Here is a 10,939-nt window from a genome sequence, read left to right on the forward strand (position 1 = left end):
TAGAAACCCATGAGTAACCTGTACCGACGCTTCGCCAGCATCCTCCCCAACGAACCCCGGGACAAAGGCCGGGTGATTGCGGTACACAGTGACGGCGTGACGGTGGAGCTGGTCACCGGTGACCACCGGCGAGTGAGGGGTACCGCCGCAATCGACGACCACGTCTTCATCCGCGGCGACCGAATCGAGGGCCCGGCGCCGGCGCTGAATGGATTAACCCAGGAGATTTGATATGGAGCACCCCAACGGCTGCGGCCCAGCCTGGATGAGCCGGCTCTGGCTCACCCGCAAACTGCAGCACCTGCTGTTCAACTGGTTCTTTGAGGCGAGCTGCAACAAGCACGACCAGGGCTACCAGCAAGGCGGCGACGAGATTCGGCGGTTCGAGTGTGACTGGAAGTTCTTCCAGGCCATGCGGCGGGACACGCTACGGCAGCGCGGCATTCTGCGGCTGGTGTGCTGGGTAATGGCGGTAACGTTCTTCGCCCTGGTCAGGGTAGGGGGATGGCGGCACTTCAACTACACCGGCCGCTCACACTAAGATTGGCCCAGACCTCTCCCTGGTAGTCACACCACTCGGCAGGTGTCGCGTTCGGCCAGACATCCATGCTGTCAGCCAGTGAGCCGGTACGTCCTGTGTTCGTGGCTCAGGTGGCATTCTACTAATGAGATGAACTCCATCTATAAGAAAATCACTTGTGTTTCTGTAAGAGATATCGCACAAGGCGCATATGTTTCACTTTCCCATGCTGGGCAGTTACTGCGGGAAAATTCCAAGGACGTATAACGTGGTCGCTAGTCGCAAATGTGTAGACAATCCACACTATTGCGATGCTTCCCGCGAATCCATACACTCGGTGCCTCACATAGGATCAATCCCGCTATTGAGCGGAATACGACATGGAGTCGTTATGCAAAAAACACCGTACCCCACTGGCAACAATGTACTTACACAGCCTACATCCGGCTCATACCGGATGTTCCGAATTACCGATATTCCCGATGTAATGGAGAAAAAAGAAGGCTGGCCCGTCGGAGCGGCCATGATGCGCCGGTGGTTTAACTCTCCTGCTTATACAATGAGCGAGGATGTGAAAGCTGGTAGAACCGGACCAGCGATATTATCACCGGATCGCATTGATGAGTCCATTATCACTATGAAATGGGCAAGAAAGTATCAACGCTTCAACTCTGCATATCATGCTTTGCTGAATGGGAGCTGGATGACTACACCAGGAATTAAAACATTAAGGAAGTGCGTTCTGCAAAGTAAACCAAGTCCCATTCATAAACAGTGGCGACTTGGTAATCTAGCCTTGGCGGGGAAGTATCTTGATGAAATTTGCCAGGTTAACTATGTGCCTGTCGGAAATCTGAACGACCCTCTGGACGACTTCTACGCAGCTTTGGGGCAGTGCAACCTGAAAATTGCAGTGACCGGGGTGGTTACGGAATCAAATGGTGGGCATAAAATTGTAATTGATGAAGTGGGCCTCTATATCCGAGATACCTATGATTTCAATGATGGTTGGTTTCCTTTTTCTCAACCGCTAGGGTTCTGGGGCTTTGATGGGGTCGAGCGTAGTATTCAGTTGGCTTGGGATGTTGAGGTAGATGAGCGGTACTCGGATGAGCCGGAACCTGCTGGTCGCAAGTACGCTGTCCAAAATGATGATTTCCGGAACTACCGGGCGCGCTACGGGAGGGGTGGCGACTTTGTGGTGTTCTCAGATGTGCAGCGAGTTCAAATTAACCCGATCACCATAGACCTTTAGTGATGAACGATTTGATAACGATATTGACCATCTTGCGCCGCCATGCGGGAAAGCTGGTGTCTATCCTTGTGTTATTTCTGGCAGTATTTTGGGTAACTAGTGTGGGGCCGCTTAAGTTCGTAGAAGTGAGCCCTGACGACAGCTACCGCATTGAATACTACTCCCCTAGCATTTATCAACACTTAACCTCAGATGCACAGTTTCCCATGGTGCTACGCTTATACCGGAATACTGATAACGAGTTCATGGGGGACAGTGGTCCAGTCGACCTTTCCAGCGGCTCGAGAACGCTCTGGGCCATGGAAATGTCGGGTGAGGTTCTTATAGGTACTGACTATATTTTCGAGGATGTCCCCCCGATTTCCCCGGCAGGCGACATTCTGGACTACCCTAAAGACCAGCCGCCACCCAGGGTTGTGGAGCCATAGCCAGATCTGAGGTCGGGATATCGCTGCAATACAAGAAAGATCGGGCCCCTGGTCCTGACGAAGATGTTGGCGGGCTCAAGCCTGAGCTCGTCAACATTGTAACTGGTAGTCCGTCAGCCTTAGTTTGAACACCGATCCCTCACCCCCCCCCCAAATTGTCAGACTCTGTCCCACGCCCTTGCCACACAGCGCCGAGCCATATAGCTTTTACCTAACACAACGTCATAAAGCGCCGGTGGTTGGCCTTGGAGTCGCCAGCAGCCCATTGCCGACCATGGCGGCACCTGGTCTTCCGGAGCGATGGCCGATCTGTCAGCCGGATGACACACTCAAACGGATGTGAGGAACAGCACGTTGAACCTGGATCGACTTCTCCCTCCCAATGCTTTGGTCGACCTGACCATCGGTTATCTGTCGTCCGTTGGACAAAAGACAAGACCCGACGCTTGCAATTCTCCTTCCGTGCAGGTTGTTTAAAGTGGACAAAGTAAAATGTTTCCAGTAATTTCGAACTTTTTAGTTTGCGCGCTAATCACCTTTGGCTTGCTTGAGCTTATTATTTATCTACAGAAAGGCGCGACCACATTTTCTAAGATACGAATGTTTAGGGTTGTAACTTGGGTTGTCGGCGTTGGTGGAATATTGAGCCCTTTATTAGCAATGAAAATTAGCTCTTCTATGGAACCATCCGAGTTGTTCGGGAACATTTTTCTGGTATGGGTCATTGTTTTTAATTTATATCTTTTTTCGCGCTTTTTTAAAAATCAGGCATGCGTAAATGATTGAGAGTTTCAAGCTATTGCCGCAGCAGACTGTCGGATACCAAAACCTTAGCTCTTTCATCACTATCGCATTGTCGCACAAGCGATGGGTACTATGCTGCTTAGGGTCGATCCATGGGACGAGATGACTGGTACCGAAATACAAAGTGGAGCCCCGCCGACTCAGAGGCTTTCCAGATTCGTCTGGCACGGTCTCGCTCTGCGTTCTCCAAGGCTCAATACCTTCGTATTCAAGCCAGCTACCTTGAAGGGGCTGGCTTCATTCAGTCCGCCCTGGAGCTCCTTGAGCAAATGCTAGAGGAATGCCCGGTCGAGTCGGAGCTCGCGTTGGCTCATCTTCAGAAAGCACAATGCTTTGAGCTACTTGGACGCACAGGAGAAGCGGTCGTTGAGGCTCGGATTGCACTTGCTACTGAGCGGGAGGTGCCAAAATATCGAAACGAAGCATGGCTGTGGTTCCCACTGTTGATTGTTCAGCACCGTTTCTCTGATCTGTACAGCGAAGCCCTGGCGATTCTTGAGGATTTCGAGCCTCCCATCCTGTTCCCTAAAGACCGATACAGCCGGCATGCAGTCAGGGCGATTATCGCAGCTGAGTTAGGCCAAAGAGCGGAGGCACGTTCTGAGGCGCGGCAAGCCCTTGCTGAAGCAAACGTTGAGCATTCAGGAATTCGATATCACCCGCGCGTGGGAATCGTGAAGGAGCAGGCCCCGGATATGGCGGCTGCACTAAAGCGATTGGCTGGTGATTAGGAAGTAACGATGTGCTCTCCCGACCATCCCTCACGCCCCAATTGTCAAACTCTGTTGCACGCCCTTGCCACACAGCGCTGAGCGAGATAGCTTTTACCTAACACAACGTCATGAAGCGCCGGTGGTTGGCTCTGGAGTCGCCAGCAGCCCATTGCCGACCATGGCGGCACCTGGTCTTCCGGAGCGATGGCCGATCTGTCAGCCGAATGACACCTCTAAAGGATGTGAGGAACAGCACGTTGAACCTGGATCGATTTCTCCCACCCGATGTTCTGGCTGACCTAGCCAAATGCTATGCGCTGCCTGTTGGGCAAAAGGCCTGGCCCCGAAGACCTCATGCGGTTATCGGGATATTGTTGCATCTGACACATTTCACGCAAACGAATCTAGGAAGAATCTCTCTAAGTGCTTGATAGAGTAATAATTGGCATATAGGTTTTATGGAGAAATGCGGCGGGATATCACGTCTGGTGACGTGTTTAAACACGTCATGTGCCGTTGAATCAATGTTATGTAGCCTGTGACTACACCAAATCACCTTCCTCCCAAAAGGAAACGTGAAAATTATAGGAGCTAATTTCCTTGTCACTTAGAAAACTGGGGATAAAGAAAATATTTATTATCTTCGGCATGATTTTGTCGATGCCGCTGGCAATTTACACTTACCAGTTTGGCCTAGGGATTTGGCCCACCCATGATGACTGGGCAAAGATGGGGAGCGCGTTGGGAGGAATATATGCCCCGATACTCTCAGCTCTTACTTTGTACATGATATACCGGCAGCTAAGATTGCAAGCAGTAATACACATCGATCAAATGGATTGGCAAAGACTTCAAACATCGCGCCAGCACGGAATGCATTTATGCGAGAAGCTCAAGGAATTAATCAAAAGCCCGCCAAGCCAAGAAAAATTTCTGAATACCTTGCAAGAGACTGAAATTCATAAAGAAATATCTAAAGATGAATATCTTGAGCTTGTAGGTAAGGACGAAACCTCAATGCTTCTTCATCAGTTGATTACGCTCTTACGGAAGCTCAGACATTGCGAAACAGGCAAAGAAATTCGATATAACCTGAAGGGTCTGGCACTTGCATCGGTGGGCGCAGAAAATCTAAATGGATTTGAGGTGCGCATGTGTAGGTGGCACGATATTGAGCACGAGGGCTTCAGCAAGGATCTTTGCGTGTTTACCGATCAATCAGACTTGGACTTTGTTGCACAATTCAAAACATAACAAGCGCATATTGCGGACTGGCTTTCCGCTGCGCTCCAAACCAGCCGCAAATGCGAGCGTTAGAAATATATAAAGGAAGCATATGGGGAAGTATGGAAAAGCCGCAGTTATTGCTCAGGAACTCTTGCGCGATAGCCGCCATATAGATCCACCTGAAGCTTGGTACCGGGCAGTCAGTAAGGTTTTTCCGGAAAGCCCCTCGGCTCGCGATAAAGGGTGTCCCAAGGGCGCATTCTTAGGACTCTGTTCTGAAGGGTTTATCCGAGGAGTCCAGCCGGGAGCCTACACACGATCGAGCGACAATCGACGGTATGCGGTGCAGGCCGCGCAGAAACTCCAGGTGGCCCCTTCGTTGGCTGAAAGGCCTCAGGACCTCTGGGCAGAAATAATGCAAGGCAAAGAAAAAACAGAAAACTCCCAAATGGATGTTGTGATATCGCTTTGGAAATCCGGTGCTATTGAGACCCCAGATGTCTAACCAGTGACTGTGCTATCAACCGAACCACACCCCAACGAATTGACGAATACAGATCCCTCCCCAAGCCCAAGGGCTGCCACCCAGTAGCAGCCCCCTCAACTCCAGGCGCCCCAACGACACAACGATCCCCCGCGGCTTCAGGGTAGGCTCGCAGAGTGAGTAGGGCGCCCGGTTGGTACCGGCGCACCTGGTGCGTGAGCCTGCCTGGCATACCGCTACATGATGGCCTTCTGAGACCGCCCCTTGTCGCCAAAAAGGGGAGGGGCGGCACCGTGCGGGTTGGCGAACCGGGAATAGGACCGGCAGGCCCAAAGGCCTCCCACACGGCCCGCCCCATAACGCTGAGCGTGCCATGTTCTCACCATCCCTCACACCCCCAATTGTCAAACTCTGTTGCACGCCCTTGCCACACAGCGCTGAGCGAGATAGCGTTTACCTAACACAACGTCATGAAGCGCCGGTGGTTGGCCCTGGAGTCGCCAGCAGCCCCTTGCCGACCATGGCGGCACCTGGTCTTCCGGAGCGATGGCCGATCTGTCAGCCGGATGACACCTCGAAAGGATGTGAGGAACAGCACGTTGAACCTGGATCGACTTCTCCCACCCGATGTTCTGGCTGACCTGGCCCCGAAGACCTTATGCGGTTGTCGGGATATTGTTGCATCTGACACATTTCACGCAAACAGATCTAGGGAGAATCTCTCTAAGTGCTTGATAGAGTGGGAGTTGGAATATAGGTTTGATGGGGAAATGTGGCGGGATATCACGTCTGGTGACGTGTTTAAACACGTCATGTGCCGTTGAATCAATGTTGGGCGGCCTTTAATGTCTGTAGATATTCCGAAGTGAACAATAGTATTCAGGGAGCTGAGCATGAAAAATTACAGCGATAAAGAAGTTGCAGAAGCGCGAAAGTACGTAATCGACCAGCTAGAGACTGATGTGCGAAACGCCCTAAATGAGCGAAAAGAAGGAGATTTAAGCTCAACCGTGTTTCCTGCTACAGAATCCTATTGTGAGCAGGGGGCAGTTTATGTGGAGTTTGATGACTTCTCCAAGGAGTTCCCAAAGCTAATTTTGGCACGCAAAGGACAAAAATTAGACCTCTATTTGTATGTCGGGAGTATCAGGGAAATCACTAATCTTGAGTTAGTTAAAGAGTTTGGTGAGTACTCGGCCGACAAAGTAAAAGAAGCAATTGATACGTACTTTTTACGTGTTCGCCGTATTATTGAGATAAGATGATTTCTGGGCTGCTTGGGTGTTACGGTGAAATGATAGCGATCCTAATACAGCCACCCAACAAAGCGCTGCTGTCGGACAAGTTTTACGCTGCGCTCAAAACTTACCGCAGAGCGCTGCGTTAGGCCGAAATAATTATGGCACCGAGTAATTAAGATGAAACGGAATATTACTCTCAAGCAATACGAGTTAATTTTTCGAATAGTGTCTGCCGTTGGCGAGGAATTCGCTCACGGAGCGACCCGTTCTTGCCAGTTTTACAACGTGACAGGGGCATACATTCTCAAAGAGGCTCTGAAAATAGACGCGAGACCTATGATGGGGGCCGCGTTCGTTAAGGTGAATCAAGAGGGGGATGTTTTTGCATACGCGGGAAGAGAGGATGGTGAGTTTTTCAGCTCTCTTGACGCATTTCACTGCTGGATTGAGACCGACGATTTTTATATTGATTTTACGGCGCCTGAATACTGCATGGAAACCCATAGAGCGGCAGAATCCATACCAAGAAAAATGTTTCAGAAACCGAAAACTTCGATGTCAACAAGTCCCGAACTTCTCCAAGCCCCAGGAGACTTTTTCTTTGAGAGAAATCCTGAACTGACTGCCTACCTCCTACAGAAAATGTTCTCTAAGGCGGCTAGCGGTGATCTCGTCCAAGTATGCTTAGACTGGTACAAGCAGAGCCGGAAAAAAATAGTCCCGGAGTTAGGCATCATGGATGATAGGGGCGAGAAGACCATAGTAAGGCTCAGAAAATCGACACTGTGTGGCGTATGGTAGGCCATACAAGTGACTGTGGTGCCATGCCGGGGTTCCACCGCAACGCATTGCCGCCAACGGGTTCACCCCCAAACCAAAGGGCTGCCCCTCACCCGGAAGCAGCCCTTTGTACCTCACTCCCCCTCATCCAAAAACAAAGAATACATATCCCGCTGCCCCCGGTTAGCTTTCTGCAGTCGCTTCAGTTCCGGATGCTCTAACGGAGCAACGATCCCCTGCGGCTCCAGGTCCAGGCAGACCAGGGTCGGGGCACTGAGAAACACCTTGTCATCCCGCAGCACCTGCTGAACATAGCCCTTCTCCAGCTTCCTCATGGCTCTGACCCACTTCAGGGTAGGGGCTCCCGGAGCTGTTCCACCATGTGGATCGCATCCCGGGCCTGGTTGGTGCTGAGGTCTTCCACCCGGCGCACGCCGAAATGGTTACGGATGCGTTCGTTTGTGGCGTGCCTCGCGTCTTTTCTCTGGAGCCGACGGCAACAAACAGGGGAGGGGCGGAGCCGTGTGGATTGGCGAACCGGGCAACAGGAACCGGCAGGCCCGAAGGCCTCCCACACGGCCCGCCCCATAACGCTGAGCGTGCCATTTTCTCACCATCCCTCACACCCCCAATTGTCAAACTCTGTTGCACGTCCTTGCCACACAGCGCTGAGCGAGATAGCTTTTACCTAACACAACGTCATGAAGCGCCGGTGATTGGCTCTGGAGTTGCCAGCAGCCCCTTGCCGACCATGGCGGCACCTGGTCTTCCGGAGCGATGGCCGATCTGTCAGCCGGATGACACCTCTAAAGGATGTGAGGAACAGCACGTTGAACCTGGATCGACTTTTCCCACCCGATGTTCTGGCTGACCCAGCCAAATGCTATCCACTGTCTGTTGGCAAAAGGCAAGACCTGGCCCCGAAGACCTCATGCGGTTGTCGGGATATTGTTGCATCTGACACATTTCGCGCAAACGAATCTAGGAAGAATCTCTCTAAGTGCTTGATAGAGTAAGAATTGGCATATAGGTTTTATGGAGAAATGTGGCGGATATCACGTCTGGTGACGTGTTTAAACACGGCATGTGCCGTTGAATCAATGTTAAGCAGGGGAGGATTCTAACTGGTGAGTATCAATATATTTATCGATACAAACATTTTCCTGTCTTTTTACCACCTCTCCGACGATGACCTCGAAGAGATTCGAAAGCTGAGTGTGCTTTTGGAAAGAGACGAGGTCAGGCTTTGGTTGCCCCAGCAAGTAAAGGATGAGTTTTTCAGAAATAGGGAAAATAAGGTCCAAGATGCGATCAAGCGCTTGAAGGACCAAAATAAAAAAGCAAATTTCCCGGTATTTTGTAAGAGTTACCCTGAATATGATGAGATTCGTGAGCTTCAAAACAATTTTAATAAAAAAATGAAAGACCTAGTGAGTAGTCTGGAGTCCGACATTAAGGAGCGGAATCTTGAGGCTGATGAGGTAATTGGCGAGCTCTTCCGAAACTCCAGGAAGTTGCCCATAAGCGAAGAAGTAATCAGCAAGGCAAGGTTCCGTGTTGATGTTGGGAATCCGCCAGGAAAAAATGGATCTCTCGGCGATGCCATAAATTGGGAGGTTCTTCTTTCGCAGGTACCTATGGGAGAAGACCTGTATTTAATTGCCGATGATAAGGATTACTACTCGGTATTAGACGAAAATTTATTGAAGGATTTTTTGGCCGATGAGTGGTCTTCTATAAATAAGTCTGACGTCATTTTCTACAGGAGGCTGTCTCAGTTCTTCAAGGATCATTATCCAGATATTCGAATGGCTAGTGAGCTAGAGAAAGAACTTGATATCAAGTCACTCCGTGAAAGCTCCAATTTTGCGGCAACGCACTCTGCTATTGCGAGGCTGTCGTCCTACGAAGATTTTTCTTATAGTCAAGTAAACGAGTTATCCCGAATCTTGGACAACAATGAGCAGGTCAATTGGATTGTATGTGATTCTGATGTATTTGGGTTCTATGCTGACCTAGTGAATAAATATCGTGAGCAAATTGAGACTGAATACCTTCAGGCAATTGAGGCCCATTTGTGGTCATGTGGCGACGAGTAGCATGCTTAACAATCGGCTGCACAGCGACCGGTTTTACGCCGCTTCGCGGCTCCAAACCGGCGCGTGAGCCGGGCGTGTGTGCCGGGCATGGCACAGAACTAGGGAGGTGAAAGTCCTCCTGCCAGGTGTTCGCAGAGCCGAAGGCTAGGAGAAGGGCAAGGGCGTCATCGCGAGGTGGGGTCTGAAGGAAGCCCAATCCAAAGCGGCGGGGCGACGAACAGGAACCCGATACGAGGTGTGGTACATCCGGGGCGAGCGGGCACGTGACCGCGAAGCCCTCCTTCTGCGACTGGGATGTGCTTTATAAATCGGGCGTTCACGCCGTGAAAGCTCTGTGCCTTACCCCGGGAGGTCTGCCGCGTGTGGACGGACCCACTGAGAGGCGAGCGATCGCCTCTGATCGCGTGGCAGAAATCAGCCGAGGGCATAGTAGGTTCGCCCGTGAACCGAAGGCCCGAACAGAGACAGGAGTCGAGAATCCGTGCAGGGAAACGGGAAGGCATCTGCAAAGCAGCTAACACTGCCCCTGGAACAACCAGGGGATGAACCCGTTTCTGGAAATCAGGAAGACTCGGACTCCGTTCAACCCTCACCGTGGATGGCGCGCGTATTGAGCAGGGACAACCTCAATCGCGCCCTGAAACAGGTTCGACGTAACAAGGGAGCGCCAGGCATCGACGGCATGACCGTGGATGAACTGCCGGATTATCTGCGCCACCACTGGCCAGCGATCCGGCAGCAGCTGTTCCGGCAGACCTACCGACCCAAGCCGGTCCGGCGGGTCACCATTCCCAAAGCCAACGGCGGTTCCCGCCCTCTGGGCATTCCGACGGTGCTGGACCGCTTTATCCAGCAGGCGATTGCCCAAGTGATCCAGCAGGACTGGGAGCCCCGCTTCCACCCACACAGTTATGGCTTCCGCCCGGGACGCTCTGCGCACCAGGCGGTCCGATACGGGCAGCGCTGTGCCCGAGACGGTCGCAGCTGGGTGGTGGATCTGGACCTGGAAGCCTTCTTTGATCGGGTAAATCACGATCGGCTGATGGCACGGTTGAAACGGCATACGCCGGACAAGCCGTTGCTCAGGCTGATCAACCGGTACCTGAAGGCGGGTGTCCAGATCGGTCATCACAAAGAACCCACACCCGAGGGCGTGCCGCAAGGCGGCCCCCTTTCTCCGGTGTTGGCGAATGTGGTGCTGGACGAATTGGACTGGGAACTGGAACGGCGCCACCTGTGCTTCGCCCGCTACGCCGATGACTGCCAGATCTACGTTGGCAGCCGCCGTGCAGGAGAGCGGGTGATGGTGAGTCTGACGCGCTTCATCGAGGACTCGCTGAGGCTCACAGTGAATACACGAAAGAGCGCGGTGGATCGGCCTTGGAAGC

General features: G+C 52.0%; 11 protein-coding genes. 10 read left to right on the forward strand and 1 reads right to left on the reverse strand.

The genetic code is table 11. The features are described from left to right. The first annotated feature begins 9 nt into the window (after positions 1-9). The 8 genes from MLD24_RS21200 to MLD24_RS21230 all read left to right on the forward strand — a co-directional run bounded on the left by MLD24_RS21200 (position 10) and on the right by MLD24_RS21230 (position 7,473). On the forward strand, positions 10-231 hold the full coding sequence (locus tag MLD24_RS21200; protein WP_227171866.1) for a hypothetical protein: 222 nt from the start codon (positions 10-12) through the stop codon (positions 229-231). A gap of 1 nt (position 232) precedes the next feature. Further along, the gene (locus MLD24_RS21205) at positions 233-541 is read left to right on the forward strand and encodes a hypothetical protein (protein ID WP_248169285.1); all 309 of its coding nucleotides are present in this window, start codon (positions 233-235) and stop codon (positions 539-541) included. Positions 542-911: 370 nt separating this feature from the next. Next, a complete protein-coding gene (locus MLD24_RS21210; protein ID WP_248169286.1) occupies positions 912-1,775 on the forward strand; it encodes a DUF6402 family protein in 864 nt (287 codons plus the stop codon). Positions 1,776-3,099: 1,324 nt separating this feature from the next. After that, positions 3,100-3,738 carry a hypothetical protein gene (locus MLD24_RS21215; RefSeq protein WP_248169288.1) on the forward strand — a complete coding sequence of 213 codons (639 nt, stop codon included), beginning with the start codon at positions 3,100-3,102 and terminating at the stop codon, positions 3,736-3,738. Positions 3,739-4,320: 582 nt separating this feature from the next. Next, entirely contained in the window at positions 4,321-4,974 is a 654-nt protein-coding gene (locus MLD24_RS21220) for a hypothetical protein (RefSeq protein ID WP_248169290.1), read from the forward strand. 82 nt (positions 4,975-5,056) lie between these two features. Further along, complete coding sequence (locus MLD24_RS21790) at positions 5,057-5,452, forward strand: DUF6979 family protein (RefSeq protein ID WP_425562291.1); 396 nt, start codon at positions 5,057-5,059, stop codon at positions 5,450-5,452. An 872-nt stretch (positions 5,453-6,324) separates the two neighbouring features. Continuing rightward, positions 6,325-6,696, forward strand: coding sequence for a hypothetical protein (locus tag MLD24_RS21225; protein ID WP_248169291.1), 372 nt, complete (start codon positions 6,325-6,327; stop codon positions 6,694-6,696). A 153-nt stretch (positions 6,697-6,849) separates the two neighbouring features. Beyond that, positions 6,850-7,473, forward strand: a complete 624-nt coding sequence (locus tag MLD24_RS21230; RefSeq protein WP_248169293.1) for a DUF2026 family protein — start codon at positions 6,850-6,852, stop codon at positions 7,471-7,473. Between the two features lie 113 nt (positions 7,474-7,586). On the opposite strand, the gene MLD24_RS21235 is transcribed toward MLD24_RS21230, so the two are convergent. Then, on the reverse strand, positions 7,587-7,787 hold the full coding sequence (locus tag MLD24_RS21235) for a hypothetical protein (RefSeq protein WP_248169295.1): 201 nt from the start codon (positions 7,785-7,787) through the stop codon (positions 7,587-7,589). 792 nt (positions 7,788-8,579) lie between these two features. Between MLD24_RS21235 and MLD24_RS21240 the strand changes: the two genes are divergently transcribed. Continuing rightward, entirely contained in the window at positions 8,580-9,551 is a 972-nt protein-coding gene (locus MLD24_RS21240; protein WP_248169297.1) for a PIN domain-containing protein, read from the forward strand. Positions 9,552-10,161: 610 nt separating this feature from the next. Next, the coding region (gene ltrA, locus MLD24_RS21245) for a group II intron reverse transcriptase/maturase (RefSeq protein WP_248169300.1) at positions 10,162-10,939 on the forward strand (778 nt) is incomplete at its 3' end.

The sequence above is a fragment of the Marinobacter xestospongiae genome, assembly GCF_023156385.1.
Taxonomy (GTDB): domain Bacteria; phylum Pseudomonadota; class Gammaproteobacteria; order Pseudomonadales; family Oleiphilaceae; genus Marinobacter; species Marinobacter xestospongiae.

Excerpts from the sequence above, each read along its gene's own strand:
- MLD24_RS21205 (WP_248169285.1), top strand. The coding sequence starts at position 233 with ATGGAGCACCCCAACGGCTGCGGCCCAGCCTGGATGAGCCGGCTCTGG.
- MLD24_RS21215 (WP_248169288.1), top strand. The coding sequence starts at position 3,100 with ATGGGACGAGATGACTGGTACCGAAATACAAAGTGGAGCCCCGCCGAC.
- MLD24_RS21200 (WP_227171866.1), top strand. The coding sequence starts at position 10 with ATGAGTAACCTGTACCGACGCTTCGCCAGCATCCTCCCCAACGAACCC.
- MLD24_RS21235 (WP_248169295.1), bottom strand. The coding sequence starts at position 7,787 with ATGAGGAAGCTGGAGAAGGGCTATGTTCAGCAGGTGCTGCGGGATGAC.
- MLD24_RS21230 (WP_248169293.1), top strand. The coding sequence starts at position 6,850 with ATGAAACGGAATATTACTCTCAAGCAATACGAGTTAATTTTTCGAATA.
- MLD24_RS21210 (WP_248169286.1), top strand. The coding sequence starts at position 912 with ATGCAAAAAACACCGTACCCCACTGGCAACAATGTACTTACACAGCCT.
- MLD24_RS21225 (WP_248169291.1), top strand. The coding sequence starts at position 6,325 with ATGAAAAATTACAGCGATAAAGAAGTTGCAGAAGCGCGAAAGTACGTA.
- MLD24_RS21790 (WP_425562291.1), top strand. The coding sequence starts at position 5,057 with ATGGGGAAGTATGGAAAAGCCGCAGTTATTGCTCAGGAACTCTTGCGC.